Origin of the sequence: Intrasporangium sp. (genome assembly GCF_036566125.1) — a bacterium.
GTDB lineage: Bacteria > Actinomycetota > Actinomycetes > Actinomycetales > Dermatophilaceae > Intrasporangium.
Genome location: NZ_DATCWX010000320.1, coordinates 1 through 16,111, shown reverse-complemented (window position 1 = coordinate 16,111; position 16,111 = coordinate 1). Strand labels below are relative to the sequence as shown.

13 protein-coding genes are annotated in these 16,111 nt (G+C 71.0%); 7 read left to right on the top strand and 6 right to left on the bottom strand.

The genetic code is table 11. The features are described 5' to 3' along the window. The first annotated feature begins 142 nt into the window (after positions 1 to 142). The 5 genes from VIR15_RS19320 to VIR15_RS19300 are packed head-to-tail and all read left to right on the top strand — an operon-like array spanning position 143 to position 6,132. Positions 143 to 661 (top strand): NADH-quinone oxidoreductase subunit J family protein, encoded by a 519-nt coding sequence (locus tag VIR15_RS19320; protein WP_331930772.1) that lies wholly within the window; start codon positions 143 to 145, stop codon positions 659 to 661. Beyond that, positions 658 to 1,101 carry an NADH-quinone oxidoreductase subunit NuoK gene (nuoK, locus tag VIR15_RS19315; RefSeq protein WP_331930770.1) on the top strand — a complete coding sequence of 148 codons (444 nt, stop codon included), beginning with the start codon at positions 658 to 660 and terminating at the stop codon, positions 1,099 to 1,101. The genes VIR15_RS19320 and nuoK overlap by 4 nt, the downstream gene beginning before the upstream one ends. Continuing rightward, a complete protein-coding gene (locus VIR15_RS19310; RefSeq protein ID WP_331930768.1) occupies positions 1,098 to 3,014 on the top strand; it encodes an NADH-quinone oxidoreductase subunit 5 family protein in 1,917 nt (638 codons plus the stop codon). The genes nuoK and VIR15_RS19310 overlap by 4 nt, the downstream gene beginning before the upstream one ends. Continuing rightward, entirely contained in the window at positions 3,005 to 4,519 is a 1,515-nt protein-coding gene (locus VIR15_RS19305; protein ID WP_331930766.1) for a complex I subunit 4 family protein, read from the top strand. Before VIR15_RS19310 ends, VIR15_RS19305 begins: the two co-directional genes overlap by 10 nt. Continuing rightward, positions 4,516 to 6,132 (top strand): NADH-quinone oxidoreductase subunit N, encoded by a 1,617-nt coding sequence (locus VIR15_RS19300; protein WP_331930764.1) that lies wholly within the window; start codon positions 4,516 to 4,518, stop codon positions 6,130 to 6,132. The genes VIR15_RS19305 and VIR15_RS19300 overlap by 4 nt, the downstream gene beginning before the upstream one ends. Before the next feature lie 234 nt (positions 6,133 to 6,366). Here the strand turns inward: VIR15_RS19300 and VIR15_RS19295 are convergent, their stop codons facing one another. Together VIR15_RS19295 and VIR15_RS19290 are read right to left on the bottom strand one after the other, a co-directional pair. Then, positions 6,367 to 7,395 carry an alpha/beta hydrolase-fold protein gene (locus tag VIR15_RS19295; protein WP_331930762.1) on the bottom strand — a complete coding sequence of 343 codons (1,029 nt, stop codon included), beginning with the start codon at positions 7,393 to 7,395 and terminating at the stop codon, positions 6,367 to 6,369. Between the two features lie 103 nt (positions 7,396 to 7,498). Further along, the gene (locus VIR15_RS19290) at positions 7,499 to 8,092 is read right to left on the bottom strand and encodes a hypothetical protein (protein ID WP_331930760.1); all 594 of its coding nucleotides are present in this window, start codon (positions 8,090 to 8,092) and stop codon (positions 7,499 to 7,501) included. A 362-nt stretch (positions 8,093 to 8,454) separates the two neighbouring features. Between VIR15_RS19290 and htpX the strand changes: the two genes are divergently transcribed. Together htpX and pepN are read left to right on the top strand one after the other, a co-directional pair. Then, complete coding sequence (gene htpX, locus VIR15_RS19285; protein WP_331930758.1) at positions 8,455 to 9,315, top strand: zinc metalloprotease HtpX; 861 nt, start codon at positions 8,455 to 8,457, stop codon at positions 9,313 to 9,315. Between the two features lie 60 nt (positions 9,316 to 9,375). Continuing rightward, positions 9,376 to 11,910, top strand: a complete 2,535-nt coding sequence (pepN, locus tag VIR15_RS19280; RefSeq protein ID WP_331930756.1) for an aminopeptidase N — start codon at positions 9,376 to 9,378, stop codon at positions 11,908 to 11,910. Between the two features lie 91 nt (positions 11,911 to 12,001). On the opposite strand, the gene VIR15_RS19275 is transcribed toward pepN, so the two are convergent. From VIR15_RS19275 to VIR15_RS19260, 4 genes are all read right to left on the bottom strand, one after another. Beyond that, positions 12,002 to 12,400 (bottom strand): VOC family protein, encoded by a 399-nt coding sequence (locus tag VIR15_RS19275; protein WP_331930754.1) that lies wholly within the window; start codon positions 12,398 to 12,400, stop codon positions 12,002 to 12,004. A gap of 100 nt (positions 12,401 to 12,500) precedes the next feature. Further along, positions 12,501 to 12,911, bottom strand: coding sequence for an ester cyclase (locus tag VIR15_RS19270; RefSeq protein ID WP_331930752.1), 411 nt, complete (start codon positions 12,909 to 12,911; stop codon positions 12,501 to 12,503). Positions 12,912 to 12,971: 60 nt separating this feature from the next. After that, complete coding sequence (locus tag VIR15_RS19265) at positions 12,972 to 13,565, bottom strand: TetR/AcrR family transcriptional regulator (RefSeq protein WP_331930750.1); 594 nt, start codon at positions 13,563 to 13,565, stop codon at positions 12,972 to 12,974. Further along, the gene (locus VIR15_RS19260; protein WP_331930748.1) at positions 13,562 to 15,970 is read right to left on the bottom strand and encodes a PEP/pyruvate-binding domain-containing protein; all 2,409 of its coding nucleotides are present in this window, start codon (positions 15,968 to 15,970) and stop codon (positions 13,562 to 13,564) included. The genes VIR15_RS19265 and VIR15_RS19260 overlap by 4 nt, the downstream gene beginning before the upstream one ends. Between the last annotated feature and the right edge of the window lie 141 nt (positions 15,971 to 16,111).

Below are 16,111 nucleotides of genomic sequence, written 5' to 3'. Positions count from 1 at the left end.
GAGGCGCCCCCGGGGAGGCCGGCCCCGCGGCGACACCAGTGCGGCGCGCCGGTACGGGCATCACTCCCGGGGCAAACGGTGGGGGAGCCAGCGGCGACGCGGAAGGCTTGAGAACGACGCCGATCCCGGGGGACGGTGACGCGTGACGTCCCGCGAGATCGCCTTCGTCGTCGTCGGCGTCATCACAGCGCTCTCCGCCCTGCTGTCCGTCACCACGAAGCAGGTCGTCCATGCCGCGCTCTGGCTGCTCGTCTCGCTCGGTGCCCTCGCCGGCGCCTACGTCGTGCTCGGCCAGGAGCTCGTCGGACTGGTCCAGCTGCTCGTCTATGTCGGGGCGATCGTCGTGCTCGTCCTCTTCGCCCTCATGCTGACGCGCGCACCGATCGGACCGCACCCGCAGATCGACACGGCGCCGTGGCAGCGCACACTCGCGAGCGTCTTGGGAGGTGCGACCGCGGCACTGCTCGCATCGGTGCTCATGCCGTTCTTCGCGACCGCCGACGTGGCCGCCGACGTGCCCGGGACGCCCCAGATCGGGGAGGCCATCTTCGGCACGTGGGTGTGGCCCTTCGAGCTGTTGTCGGTGCTCCTGCTCGTCGCCCTCATCACGGCGTTCGCGGTGTCACGCCTCGTCCTCCACCGCGAGGGGGAGGCGCGATGAGCCTCGTCTACCCCGCGGCGCTGGCTGCGGTGCTCGCGGGGATCGGCGTCTACGGAGTCCTGGCTCGGCGCAATGCCGTGCTCGTCCTCATCGGCGTCGAGCTCATCCTCAACGCCGCGAACCTGCTTCTCGTGACGGCCGGCTCGCGTTCTGGCGTGCCCTTCGCGGCTGGCCCCGTGCTCGCGCTCTTCGTCATCACGATCGCGGCGGCCGAGGTCGTCGTCGCCCTCGCGATCATCCTGGTGATGTTCCGCCGGTTCGGCCACATCGACCTGACGGCGACCCCCGACCTCACGGACGAGCCCGAGCCGACCGACGGCGATGACGGCGGCGAGGCGGTGGAGACCAGCGAGGCCGGAGTGGTCGACACGGCGCCGCCGGACACCGCTGAGCAGCCGTCTGACGAGCGAGTCCGTCGGCTGCCGGAGGGAGTCTCGTGACCTGGGTCGTCCGCCTCATGGTCCTGGTCCCCGCCCTCGCGGGACTCCTCGGCCTGCTCGCCCGGCGCCAGCGGGTCATCGCCTCTGGGATCGCGGTCGGGGCGGCCGCCACCGTGACCGTCCTCGGTCTGCTCCAGTGGATTGCGCCCGTTCGCGCCACGGACATCGACTCGCTGGGCGGCCTGCCACTCCTCGACCTCAGCGTCCCACTGCACCTGCTCTCCGACCGTCTCTCCGGACTCGTCAGCTTCGTCGTCGCCCTCGTCGTGCTCGCGATCCAGGTCTTCACGGTCTGGTATATGCGCGACGACAAGCGCGCTGGCCAGTTCGCCGCGACGATCTCCCTCTTCGCAGCCGGGATGCTCCTCGTCGTGCAGTCCTCCGACCTCGTTCTCACCCTCGTGGGCTGGGAGATCATGGGCTGGTGCTCCTGGCTGCTCATCGGGCACGACAGCGAGCGATACGCCGCGCGCCGAGCGGCCTACAAGGCCTTCGTCGTCACGAGCGTGGCGGACATCGGCATGGTCGTCGGGCTGATCGCCCTGTCGGTACGAGCCCGCAGCACCGACCTGCTCGACGTGCTCACCGTTCCCGGGTCGGACGCTCTGCTCACCGTGGGCCTCGTCGGTGTGCTCATCGGCGTGGCGGGCAAGTCGGGCCTCTTCCCCTTCCACGACTGGCTTCCCGACGCCATGGAGGGCCCGACCCCGGCGTCGGCCCTCATCCACGCGGCGACGATGGTCGCCGCCGGCACCTACGTCATCGCCCGCCTGTTCTCCCTCTACGCCGTCGACGACGGGGCACGGCTCCTGCTCGCGGTGCTCGCTGCCGTCACGATGGTGTATGCCGCTGGGCTCGCTCTGCTGCAGAGCGACGTCAAGCGGTTGCTGGCCTACTCCACGCTGAGCCAGGTCGCCATCATGCTCGGCGCGCTGGCCGCGGCCCCGGCTGAGGTCGGCCCGGTGCCCGGGGTCTCCCACCTCATCGGTCACGCCTTCTTCAAGGCGCTGCTCTTCCTCGGCGTCGGCTGGATCGCCGTCCTCGTCGGGGGGACGGCGCTGGCCCGGATGCGCGGTCGCCTGCGGCTGCGCGGAGCGCTGCGCTGGTCGATGGCCATCGGGCTGGCGGCCCTGGCGGGCGTTCCTCCGCTCATCGGCTTCTTCACCAAGGAGACCGTCATCGACACCGCCCTCGAGGGCGTCGCGGAGGGTGTCGGGTTGGGCGCCTGGCTGGTCCTCGTTGCGCTGCTGATCACCGTCTTCCTGACGGCGGCCTACTGCACGCGCGTCTGGCTGCTCCTCGACGGGCCGTTCGACCCATCCGGGAAGGCGGCCGCGTTGACTCCGGCCCGCCTGACCGGGGCCGTTGCCGAGGCCCGAGCCCTCTCCGACGACGAAGGGGTTGAGGTGCCCGAGCCGCACGCAGGAGCCGAGGGTCACGCGCCCATCACCTTGTCGGCCGCCTTCGCGGTAGCGGGCCTGGCCGTGTTGACGGTGGTCGGCACGCTCTTCCTCACCACCGTCGAGGGTGCGCTCCACCTCGGCTGGCTCACGGCAGTCCTGTCGATCCTGCTCATCACCGGTGCCGCCTTCGAGGTCTGGGTCCTGAGCCGCGGTGGGCACGAGGACGTCGCCGATCGGGTGCCCGCCGCGGTGCGGGCGGGTGCCGAGCGCGGCCTCGGAGCCGATACCGCCTACGCCCGGTTCGGGATGGCGGTCACCGCCCTGGCGCGGCTCGTCGTCGTGCTGGACCGTGACGTGGTCGACGCCTATCCGCGCGCGACCGTCGTGGCAACGCGTGGGCTCGGCCGCCTGGGCGAGCGCAGCCACCGCGCCATCCCCTCCCTGGCCATCGTCGGCCTCGTCGTCGGCGTCGGCATGGTCGTCGCAGTGGGGGTGGCGGCATGGCTGTGACGCTGCTCCTCCTCGTTCCGCTCCTCGCGGCCGCCGTCCTGCTGGCGATGCCGACTGGCACGGCCAGCAGGACCGAGCCGGGCGTTGCCATCGGCGCGCTCGTCGCCGCACTCGTCACCGCCGGGCTGGCCGTGGCCGTCGTGGCAGGCAGCCAGAGCGTCGACGTGCCGTGGATCCGCAGTCTGGGGATCCGTTGGCACTTCGCCGTGGACGGCATCTCGGCGGCCCTGGTCCTGTTCACGGCCCTGCTCGTCGTGGCGGTAGTGCTCCATGCCCTCGCGGCGCCAACCCCGCAGGGCGGGTCACGCTCGACCTACCTGGGCTGCATCCTGCTCATCGAGGCCGGTGCCCTCGCGACGTTCCTCGCGCGTGACGCCCTGCTCTTCTTCATCGCCTTCGAGGTCGTCCTCGTACCGATGTGGCTGCTCATCCGGCGGTTCGGCGACGAGCACGTCCGCGACACGGCACGCGCCGATGCGTCGGGCCGGTTCATCCTGTTCACCGTCTTCGGGTCGACGCTGATGCTCATCGGCATCCTGTTCCTCGTGGCCCACCAGGGCACGTCCGACCTGACGCTCCTCGGACAGCTGCACGGTAAGGGGCTCTCGCGCGGTCTCGAGATCGCGATCGCCGCCATCCTGCTCACCGGGCTCGCCGTCAAGGTGCCGCTCTGGCCGCTGCACACCTGGCTCCCTTCGGCTCACACCATCGCGCCGACGGCCGGATCGGTGCTGCTCGCTGCGGTCCTCCTCAAGATGGGCACCTACGGCATCGTCCGGCTCGCGGTCGCCGCGGTCCCGGACGGGGTGGCGGCGCTGAGTCCCGTGCTCGCCGTGCTCGGCGCCGTCGGGACGATCTGGGGAGGCCTCGCCTGCCTCGTCGAGCGGGACCTCAAGCGGCTCATCGCCTACAGCTCCGTGGCCCACATGGGGTTCATCGCCATCGCCATCGCCTCGGGAAGCCACACCGGGCTCCAGGCAGCACTCTTCGGCAACATCGCGCACGGGATCGTGGCGGCCCTGCTCTTCTTCCTCGTCGGGGACCTCAAGGAGCAGTGGGGCTCGGCCGACCTCACCGTCCCGCGAGTGGCGCTGCGCGACCGCGCGCCCCGCTTCGGCATCGCCTTCGTCTTCGGTCTCGCGGCCGCGTTGGGCCTGCCCGGTCTGGTCAGCTTCTGGGGCGAGTTCCTCGCCCTCTACGCCGCGTGGTCGCCGGCCGAGGGGGTCAACGTCGGGGTGCTGCGCGCGACAGTGGTGGTCGGCGCCGTCGGTATCGCCCTCGCGGCCGCCTACGCCCTTCGCGTCGCCCGGATCCTCTGGGCCGGAGAGGGCGCGCCCGAGACCGACACCGTGGCCAGGGACGTCGTCGCGGACGAGCGCGGCATCCGGTGGGGCGTCGTCGTCAGCCTCATCGCGGTCATGCTCACCCTGGGTGTGGTGCCGCACCTGCTGCTCACCATCTCCGAGCTCGATGCCGCGGCCCTCCTGTCGGGAGTGGCCCGATGACCGGCCTCGCCATCGACTACGGCACGCTGCTGCCGGCGCTCATCCCGATCGGGGGAGCCGTCCTCGTCCTCGTCGCCGACCTCGTCCGGCCCAGTCTGCGGCAGCCGCCCTACGTCATCGCGGTGCTCGCCATCCTGGGGGCGACCGCAGCCACGATCCCGGGCCTGGCTCAGGCTCCGGGTGATGCGCAGGCGACGTTGTGCGTCGAGCCGACGGGCCAGGCCGTCGGCTCCGGGACGCTGCAGACCGGTGTCGAGGGGTTGCCCCAGACCTGCTTCTGGCAGGCCGACTCGCTGACGAGCTCGCTCCAGCTGGGGGCGGGGGTCGCTGCGCTCATCGTCGTGCTCCTGGCCTGGCCACGCGCGCGAGCCCGAGCCGCCGCGGACGGCACCAGGGAACCGATCGAGGCGATCCTGTTCCTCGTCTCCTTCGCCGGGACCGTCGTCGTGGCCGCGAGCCGGGACCTCGGCACCTGGCTCATCGCGCTCGAGATCGCCACGCTGCCCGTGATCGGGCTCGTCGCCCTCAGGGGCGGCCGGGGTGCCGTCGCTGGTGCGGTCCAGCTGCTCGTCACCTCGCTCGTGTCCTTCGCGCTGCTCGTGCTCGGCGCGGCGCTCTGGCTCGTCGCAACAGGCACACCGATGCTCGACGCCAACGCGGCCCTGCTCGGCCAGGGTTACCACGTCGAGTCCGCCGGACCGGCCTCCGTGGCCTTCCCGGACACCTCGACCGCGATCCTCGGCCTGGCCGTCGTCCTCATCATTGCGGGGCTCGCCTTCAAGCTGTCGCTCGTGCCGTTCCACGCGTGGACCCCGACGGCGTACTCCGGCGCCACCGTCCCTGTCGCCACCTTCCTCGCGACTGTGTCGAAGATCGGGGCGCTCGCCGCGCTGCTGGTCGTGCTGCGAGCGGTCAGTGTGCTCGGTGCCTCCGCCCTCGGTGCGATCGCGCTGCTCGCCGCGCTCAGCATGACGGTCGGCAACATCATGGCGCTGAGGCAGAACGACGTGGTGCGCCTCCTCGCGTGGTCGACTGTCGCGCAGGCGGGTTGGGTCGTGCTGCCGCTGGTCAGCGTCTCCCCCCTCGGGAACCGCGCCTCCGGGATCTACCTGCTCACCTATGTCGCCGCGACCGTCGTCGCCTTCGCAGTCGTTGCCTTGACGGTGCGCGAGCGATCGGGGTCTGGTCGATCCTTGGAGTCGTATGAGGGCCTGTGGCGCCGCAGCCCCTGGCGTGCAGGAGCCCTCGGGCTGGCCCTGATGTCCCTGGCCGGCCTGCCACCGGGCATCATCGGACTCGTCGGCAAGATCGTCGCCCTTCGCCCGGTTGTCGTGGAGGGCTGGATCTGGCTCGCCGTCATCGCGGCCGCCAACGCGGTGCTCGGGGTCGCCGTGTACCTGCGGTGGTTGCGGCCGGTCGTGACGACGGCCGAGGTGACCGGTGCTCCTGAGCCCGCCGAAACCACCCAGACCACCCAGACCACCCGGACCAGACGGGCCGCCGCCCGGGGCCCGGGCAACCGCCGGATCATCATTGCGGGCCTTGTCATCAGCTCGGCCCTCCTGGCGGTGGTCAGCGTGCAACCAGACGTCCTGCTCCGGCTCTTCGGCTGACGCGCCCCGCGCGGGTTGGGCGATGCCGCGCGAGTTTCCGGCTGGCGCGCCCCGCGCGGGTGGGGCGATGCCGCGCGGGTTTCCGGCTGGCGCGCGGGATGCATCCCGCGCTCCCAGGGCGCGACCGCGCTGGCTCGGCGGCCCCGCGCTCAGCGCTCAGCGCCCAGCGACCCCGTGCTCAACGCCCGATGCCACGCTGCAGCTCCGATAGGGGACAGCTGCACGAGTCGGGGCTCAGGGCGCGATGCGCTGTGCGAGCCAGGCCAAGGCGAGGGGATAGCGGTACTCGATGGCGCCGTGGCCCGCATCGAAGGTCTCGAAGTGGATTCGCTCGTCCTGCAACCCGGCTCGCCGTATCTCCGAGAGGAACGCCTGGGCCCCCAGGTCGAGGAACCACTCGTCGCGAGTGCCTGCGTCGATCCACACCGCTTGCCAGGACCGCACCGCATCGGCGTAGCGGTCCACCATGCGCACCGGGTCCCAGTCCAACCAGCGCTGCCACACGTCCGGCACGAGGCGGCCGCTCGTCTGGTCGAAGGGCAGCAGCGGCGTGCCGTCCGGCGCCGCCGAGAAGCAGGCGGCGACGCCGAGCAGCATGAGCAGCGCCTGGTCGGCCTCCTTCGTGAAGGCCGTCCGTCCGCGGAAGTCCTCCCACCACGTGGTGATGTCGCCGTCGTAGTCGCGCAGGTGGCGGACGGCCTTGGCGAAGTCCGGGATATAGCAGTACTCGTAGAGCGCGTCACCGGCGTGGGTGGCCAGCGCGCCGAACAGGTCCGGACGAAGCATGGGCGTGATCATCGCGCCGAAACCGCCACTCGACTTGCCGGCGATGGCTCGGTGCGCAGGGTCCGGAACCGTCCGGTAGCGGCGGTCGACGAACGGGACGATCTCGTCGCAGAGGTACGAGTGATAGCGCCCGGTGCCGGGGGAGTCGACGAACTGGCTGCCGCCGTAGGCCGTCCACGCATCGACGTAGACGACGATCGTTGGGGGCGCCTCGCCGCCGGCGAAGACTGCGTCCGCGGTCTCGAGGAACGGTTGGCGGAACGGGGTCCGGTTGCGCCACATGGCCAGCTGACCGGTGTACCCCTGGATGACGTAGACGCTCGCGTAGCGGCGGTTTGGCTCGTCGTCGTAGCCGGGTGGGAGGTAGACCCAGAGCGGTCGCTCATGTGGGTCACCGAGCGGGTTGCCGCGCAGCAGCGCACTGTCGATGACGTGCTCGTCGATCCGTCCGGAGAGCTCAGCAGACCAGGGCAGCATGTGGCCCACAGTAGCCACGCTGCGGCCCCGTACGACAAGAGCCGCGCCCGCTGGTGGTGACCAGCGGGGCGGCTCTGGGGTGCTTGCTACGGGCTGCAGTGGGTCAGACCGTGGCTGGGGTCCCGCTCACGATGTCCTTCGGGACGAAGTCGTTAACCCGCTTCGCGTGACGGAAGCCGAAGAACGAGAGGACCAGCAGGACGCCCGAGGCGATGAAGGCGCCGATCCCGGCGATGAAGGCGATGGTGCCCATCGTGCCGAAGGCGTAGGCGTTGAGCAGCATGCCGCGGAGTGCGTTGCCCATGAAGAGGCTCTGGCGCAGGTCACCGAGGGCCTTGACCTCGTCGGCGTTGGCGTTGGGGTCCTTGGCCATCTTCATGTACTCGCCCGAGACCTCCTCGTAGGTCCGGCCGTCCGAGCTCGCGTTCATGTGGACGAGGATGTACTGGTCGGCGAAGGCCTTGGCCTGGTCGCCCGTGGTCATCTGCTGGCCGGCGTACTGCAGGAGGGCGTCCTTCTGAGCCTGCGTCTCGAGGCGGTCGGCCGCGGGCATCGTGATCCGCTGCTGGCTGAGCTGGCTCTCGACGTTCTGGTGGACGAAGTTGCTGGCGTACATCAGCAGGCCGCCTGCGGCGAGGAGGACAACGGCGAGGATGAGGCCGGTCCATGAGATGAGCTGGTCAAGCGTCTTGCGCATCGCGCTTCTCCTTTGAGTGGGAGGGACTCCCGTTTCCCTGGTTCCCTGTTCCCTGGTTTCCCCTGGCGAGATGAACACTACTACTACACGTAGTAGTTGAGAAATCAGCCTGATGTGACGCTGGCAACACTGGATCGCGCGCGACGACCCGGCCCCTGTGCGGGAAGCGCACCGTCAATCCGATACCGGCTCAGGCAGATTCGGCTGATGCGTTGGGAGCAGAAGGCAGCCGTGCGCGACTTGACGGACTGGCGCCGAGCGCGACTGGGCCCGGTGAACGCGAGCCAGCTCAGCGGCATACGGCCTCATCTCCCCGGCGAGACATTCAGGAACACGCGAAGCCGACCACTCGTTCAACCGGCATGCACAGGCACTTCAACGGGCTCAAGACGGCTGCCCTGTTCGGCGGCATCTGGGCCCTCCTGCTCGGGCTCGGTGCCCTCATCGGAAATGGCCGCTACATCTGGCTGTTCGCGCTCATCGGTGTCGCCACGACCGCCTACGGCTACTGGAACTCCGACAAGCTCGCGATCCGCGCGATGCGGGCCTACCCGGTGTCGGAGGCCCAGGCACCGGCCATGTACCGCATCGTGCGCGAGCTGTCCACGGCTGCCGGCAAGCCGATGCCGAGGCTGTATGTGTCGCCGACGCAGGCCCCCAACGCCTTCGCCACCGGCCGCAACCCGCAGAACGCCGCGGTCTGCTGCACCGAGGGGATCCTCGGCCTGCTCACGGAGCGGGAACTGCGCGGGGTGCTCGGGCACGAGCTGATGCACGTCTACAACCGCGACATCCTGACGAGCTCCGTCGCGGCCGCCATCGCCGGTGTCATCACGTCGATCGGCCAGATGCTCATGTTCACGAGCATGTTCGGCGGCGGCTCGGACGAGAACCGGCCCAACCCGCTCGCGCTCCTCGCGATGTCCTTCCTCGCCCCGATGGCCGCGATGATGATCCAGCTCGCCATCAGCCGCACGCGTGAGTACGACGCCGACGAGGATGGTGCGAGGCTCACCGGGGACCCGATCGCCCTCGCCTCGGCGTTGCGCAAGCTCGAGGCCGGCGTGGCGCGGGCGCCGCTCGCCCCCCAGCAGCAGATCGTCAACGCGAGCCACATGATGATCGCCAACCCGTTCCGGACCCAGGACGTGTCGCGCTTCTTCGCGACGCACCCGCCGATGGGGCAGCGGATCGCACGGCTGGAGAACATGGCGCAGCGGTAATCCACAACTCTCACCCCGTCCGGGGCATGGCGACCCTGCCGATCTGGCAGGCTCCCTTCCATGCATAGCCTCACCCTGGCCGAGGCCCGAGAGCGGGCCGAGCTCATCTCCGTGACGTCGTATGCCGTTGAGCTCGACCTCGACCAGGGTGCCGAGGTCTTCGGCTCGGTCTCGAGCATCGCCTTCACGTGTGGCTCGCCGGGTGCCGACAGCTGGGTCGACGTCAAGGCTCGCTCCATCGAGTCGATCATGCTCAACGGGACGGCCCTCGATCCCGCCGAGGTGGCTGGGGGTCGGATGCCGCTCCGGGACCTTGCCGCAGAGAACGTCCTCGTCGTGCGGGCCACCATGGCCTACAGCCACGACGGCCAGGGCCTGCACCGGGCGACGGACCCGGCCGACCGGCGTGACTACGTCTACGGGCACCTCTTCCTCGATGCTGCGCCGAGCGTGTACGCCTGCTTCGACCAGCCGGACCTCAAGGCCCCCTACGACATCACGGTCCGCGCGCCGCAGGACTGGGTCGTGCTGGGCAACGGCGCCGCGACGGCGTCGGGCCCGTCGTCGCCGGGCGAGTGGCGGCTGGCGACGACGCGGCCGCTCGCAACGTACTTCGTGACCGTGTGCGCCGGCCCGTACGTCTCCGTGCGGGACGAGCACGACGGCATCCCGCTCGGCCTCCATGCGCGCGCCTCGTTGCGAGAGCCGCTCGAGCGGCACGCCGCGGAGATCTTCACGGTGACGCGGCAGAGCTTCGACTACTTCCACGGGCTCTTCGGCATCCGCTACCCCTTCGGCGAGTACCACCAGGTGTTCGTGCCGGAGTTCAACGCCGGAGCGATGGAGAACCCCGGCTGCGTCACCTTCCGCGACCAGTACCTGTTCCGAGGGGCGGCGACCCGCGACGAGCTGCTCAGCCGGGCGAACACCGTGAGCCACGAGATGTCGCACATGTGGTTCGGCGACCTTGTCACGATGAAGTGGTGGGACGACCTGTGGCTCAACGAATCCTTCGCCGAGTACATGTCACACCGGTGCCTCGTGGACGCGACGGAGTACACCGACGCGTGGGTCGACTCGTCGATCGTGCGCAAGGTGTGGGGCTACGGTGCCGAGCGCTCGCCGTCAACCCACCCCGTCGCGGGTGTCGAGGCCCTCGATGCACAGAGCGCGCTGCAGAACTTCGACGGGATCGCGTACGCCAAGGGTGCCGCGGTCCTGCGCCAGCTCATCGCCTACGTCGGAGACGAGGCCTTCATTGCGGGCGTGCGCGCGTATCTCACCGACCGGTCCTACTCCAACGGCACCCTCGCCGACTTCCTCGGCGCAATCGAGCGCGCGAGTGGTACGGACCTCCGTGCCTGGTCATCAGGATGGCTGCTCACCGCCGACCGTGACACGATCTCGGTCGACCTCGAGGAGCAGGATGGCGTCGTCCGCTCCGCGCGGCTGCTGCGCGAGGTGCCCGCTGCACATCCCGCCGACCGGCCCCACGCACTCGACGTTGCGGGCTGGACCGACGGAGTCGCAGTGTCACGGGTCGACGTCATGGCGGTGGGGGACGAAACCCCGCTCGACGGCTTGGCCGGGAGCGCGCACCCTGCGGTCCTCGTGCCCAACTCGAGCGACCTGACCTGGGCGCGGGTGCGCCTCGACGACGGCACGCTCGACGCGTTGCCGGTCCAGCTCAGCCGGGTCCCGGATGCCCAGGCCAGAGCGGTGATCTGGTCGGCGCTCATCGACGGCGTGCACGTGGCAGACGTCTCACCGGTGACCTTCCTCGACGTCTTCGAGGCGACCTGGGTCCTGGAGGGTAACGCGTCGATCCTGACGCGGATGGCCCTCTACGCCGAGCACCGGGTCGTGCCCCATTTCGTGCCGCGGCAGGGGCAGGCGCGGGCCCTCGCCCGGCTGGCGCGCAGCGCGGGGGACCTGCTCGCCCGGGCCGAGGAGGGGACGACGCGGTCCCTCGCCGCGGCCCGCCTCCTCGCCGGCACGAGCGCCGACGAGTCGCTCCTGCGGGCCTGGGCCGAGGGCTCCGGCCTGCCGCGCGGTCTCGAGGACGACGGGGACTTCCGCTGGATCGTGGTCCGCAACCTCGCCTCGCGCGGCCTGATCGACGGCGCAGCAGTCGACTCCTTCCGGTCCAGGGACGACACCCTCCAGGGCGCCCTCAACGCACTCATGTGCCGGGCCGCGCTGCCGGTGCCGGAGGCGAAGTCTTGGGCGTGGGACCAGCTGACGGGCCGGCACGGCCGCTCGAACTACGAGATGGTCCACCTCGCAAGGGGCCTGTGGATGTCACCGGACGACGGCCTCGTCGCGGACTACGTGGAGCGGTACTTCACGGACGTCCCGGCCATGTCGGCGTGGGTGGGCGAGGACGCCCTCTCCCGGGTCGTGCTGGCCGCGTTCCCCAAGGTCTTCACCGAAGCGACGGAGACCCTGAGCAGGGCGGCGCTGCGCCGCGACGACCTCACGCCCGCCGTCCGCCGGTCGCTCGTGGACGCCGATGCCGAGCTCCGCGAGGCGCTGGCATCGCGGGCGACCTTCGGGGCAGCGATGGGGGTCGGCATCGCCGCGTCCCCCATGTGACCTGGCCACGCTTGGACTCATGGACCGGAGGAAGAGCCGGGGAGCCGCGGCCGGCGGCAAGTCGTACTGGGCGTCGACCGGCGGGTGAACCTCACCCCAGAGAGTGGGCGATGGCGTGCCGGGGCTCGTACAGCTGCATGTCGTCGGCCCCGGGCACCGCGACCATGACGACGATGCCGTAGCCATGGTCCACCGGATCTGACGTGAACGTCGCTCCCCGAGAGGCGAGCTCGTCCATCGTGGCCCGCAGGTCGTCGCACATGAGCGAGACCGCGTGGTGCCGGGGGCTGGAGTACCCCTCACTCGACGTCGGGTGGACGCCGAGCTCGCTCGGGCCCGACCGGAAGATCAGCCAGGCGTCGGCACCTGGCTCCGGCTCCTCGGATGCGTCGGCGTCGACGACGAACGGCCACTGGAGCACGTCGCGGAAGAAGGCCCGCGTCGCGGCCGGGTCATCGGAGTAGATGAGGTTGTGCACCGCGGTGATCATGTGCCGACCGTACGCCCGGGGGGACGAAGTGCTCTCGCCGAATCTCCGTCTCATCGACGTCGCCCTGATGAGAGCGCACGACGAGGGGGCGCCGGCCCGGTCAGACCAGGCCGAGCTGGTGGAGCAGGGAGAGGTTGTCGCCGAGGATCCAGCGCTCGACCGTCAGGCCGTCATCGTTGAACCGCCGGAACGTCATGGCCTCCCACGTGAGCCGCTTGCCCGTCGGTGGGACCCCGCGAAGCACGCCCTCGTGGGTGCCGCTGTAGGTCAGCCGTGCCGCGACGAGGTCACCTTCCGCGACGAGGTCCTCGATCGTCGACGTGAAGTCGGGCAGGGCCCGCCGCATCTGCGTGAGGAACTCGCGATGACCCGTGAGGTTGGGTTCGAGGTGCTCGGGGAGTCCGTGGATGGTTGCCTCGGGCGCATAGCTGGCCAGGTAGCGGTCCAGGGCGCCCGCGTTGAACGCCGCGACCGCGTCGATGGTGTTCTGCCGGTTTCGCGCGCTGTCCACGCCTCCAGTGTGGCCTGAACGGGCCGGCTTTCGGGGTGAAAGGGCCGACGCCAGGCTGGCTCAGGCGCGTGGCGTGGTGAACAGGGGGAGGGCCACCTCGTCCACGATCGCGTCGATGACGTCGTCCTCGATCGGCGCGCCGTGGGTGAGGAAGTGAAAGCGCAGGAGCGTCGCCGGTGTCGAGCGGACCATGGGGCTCGGTTCCACGACCGGCTCACCCCGCCGGCGGGCCCGATCGAGGATGACGTCGACGTTGGGGCCGAACCACCCGCTCGCGAGGGAGAGTCGGCCGCCGCCGGCGTAGGCCGGAGTGAGTGCCTCGGCCGAGGCACCGCGCAGCGCCTCGCCCAGGGGGCCGGTGAGCAGGTCCGCCGCGAGCCGGATCCACGTCCTGAGATCCCCTCGGAGGCTGCCGGTGTCAGGCGGCGCCGCGTCCTCGCCCAGGAGGCGCTGGGCAGCGGCCCGGGCGAGGTCGACCCGGGTCGGCCACCGCCGGTAGATCGACGCCTTGCCCGCGCCGGCGCGTTGGGCGACGGCCTCGAAGGTGAGCTCGCCATAGCCGGACTCGTCGAGGATCTCGACGACCGCGTCGAGAATCGCGTCCTCGAGGGCAGCGCCGCGTCGTCGGGGCCTGCGGCGGAAGTCGGTGCTCACGGCCCTGGGTGGTCGTCGCCGGGGAGGACGAGCCCGTGGTCGCCGTCGACGAGGACGCGTTGCCCGGTGGCGAGGGTTGACGTGCCGGTGCCGACGGCGAGGACCGCGGGGATGCCGTACTCGCGAGCAACGATCGCCGCGTGGGAGGCGGGGCCGCCGTGGTCGACGACGACCGCGGCGACCCGGGCGAAGAGGGGCGTCCAGGCTGGGCTGGTCGCGGGGCAGACGAGGATGTCGCCCGCCTCCACGTAGCCGAACTCGTCGGTGTCGCGGATGACGCGGACGCTGCCGACGGCTCGTCCGCCGCCCCCGGCGATGCCGGTGAGGAGGGCGTTTCCGGTCGCCGGCCGGCCGGGATAGAGGGTCGTCGTCGCGATGAGGGGCGACGACGCGAGCGCGGTGTACGCCCTCCGGCGGCGCGCGACCGCCTCCCGGAGCCGGTCGCCACGCGCACCCTCGACGGGGTCGGGGAGGGCGGCGACCTCGTCCCAGAGGAGGTACCAGATGTCGCCCGGTGCGTCGATCCAGCCGTGGGCCGCGAGTCTGTCGCCGATCTCGAGGACGGCGCGGCGCACGACGGGCATGGCGCGCGTGATCTCGAAGTGGGTGTCCTCGCGCAGCGCGACTCCGTCGCTGGCCCGCTCGATGAGAGAGCGGAGCCATCGTTGGGCGTGGAACCGCCGGACCCGCGGCTCCCGGACCAGCCGCTCGAGCGAGTAGGTGCGGGCCGACTGCCCCGGGGTCGCCGACGGCTCGGTCCGCGACAGCATGACGCGGACGAGCCCGAGCACCGTCCCAGGTGAGTCACCCCACGTAGGGTCCTTGAGCAACATGAGGGTGGACGTCTCCCGATGTCCGAATTGCTCGGTGAACTCGGCGAGCTGGGCGCGTAGGGTCGCCGCGGCGGGGTCCAGGGCCACGAGGTCGACGAGCTCGGCGCTCGCGGTGGCCCGGAAGGCGTGATGCAGGGCCGGCTCGCCGCTGACAGTGGCGGCCATGGCCTCGATCGCGGCGTTGGCCTGCATCGTCTGCGTGTCCGCGCCGATGAGCAGGTCTGCCATCTCGTGCTCGCCACCGAGCAGCGCCAGCGCGACCTTGAGCGTGACCAGGGCGCGCCCGGCCGCGGGCAGGTACTCGACGCGCAGATCGGCGACGTCCTCGACGATGCCGCGAGCCGCCCCCTGCACGGCGAGGAGCTCGGCCCAGGTTGCCTTCCGCAGGTCCGTCGCATCGAGCGCGCCGGCTCGTCGGACGATCTCGGCTGCCAAGGGATGCTGCACCCAGTCGGCCGGACGGCGCCGGAAGGCACGTGCGAGCGAGCCCGCGACCCGGGCCGGGGTCCGTAGGGTCGGTTGCGGGATGACGGGGACGTAGGACTGCACGATCCCGTCGACGGTGGGCAGCGTCGCATCGGCATCCACTCGCGCACCCACCAGACCCGCGAACATGCGCTCGAGGTGGCGCAGGATGATGTCCCCCGACCATGCTGTCAGCTCCATCGGCAGCGGTCGCCGCGGGAGCAGCTCCACGATCACGGGACCGATGAACCGCTGGATCCGGTTGAGCCGCAATGGAGCCGGTGGCAGTGCTGTCATTGGGCGAGCCTGCGTCAGCTGGATGGTGTCGTCGGCGATGGCCCACTCGATGTCCTGAGGGGACCCGAAGTGCGCGGCGACGGCTCGCGCCTGGTCGGCCAGCAGCGCCAGCACCTGCGCCGGGAGCGCGGGGGTGCCCTGGTCGCCGGCCTCCGTGGACGTGCCGCCCCCGGGGGTGGGCCGCACCACCGTCTCGTGCCGGCCCGCGTGCCGCTCGAGCACGGACCCGTCGGCGGCGAGGACCGCGTGGTCGGGGGTCACGGCGCCCGAGACGACAGACTCGCCGAGCCCGGGGCTGGAGTCGATGACGATCTCGTCGCGGGCCCCCGTGACGGGGTTCGCGGTGAACATGACTCCGGCCCAGTCCGCGGGCACGAGCTGCTGGACGACCACGGCCATGGCAACCGAGTCGTCGGGAACGTCGAGGCGAGCGCGGTAGGCGATGGCGCGATCACTCCAGAGGGAGGCCCAACAGGCCCGCACCGCGGCGGCCACGGCGTCGGCGCCGACGACGTTGAGGAAGGTGTCCTGCTGCCCTGCGAAGGCCGCACCAGGCAGGTCCTCCGCCGTCGCACTCGACCGCACGGCGACCGGCCCCCCGCCGAGGTCCCGGTAACTGCGCTCCACCGCCTCGCGGACCTCGTCGGGGAGTGGGCGTGCCGCGATGGCCTCCTTCGTCGGATGCTCCAGGTCTGCCGTCGCTGATCGGTAGGCATCGGTCGTCACGACGAAGCCGCGCGGCACGGGGAACCCCGCCCGCACCAGCTCGCCGAGGTTGGCGCCCTTGCCGCCCGCCGTGGCCAGGTCCATGCGAGTGACCTCCCTGAGCGGGATGCACATTCTCATCATGGGAACAACGCTAGTCGATAGAGAACGCGCCGCACACTAAGGGATGGTCACCGTCCCGGTCGCCGGGGGCCCGGCCGAGCACTCGGTGAACCGCCGGGCGCT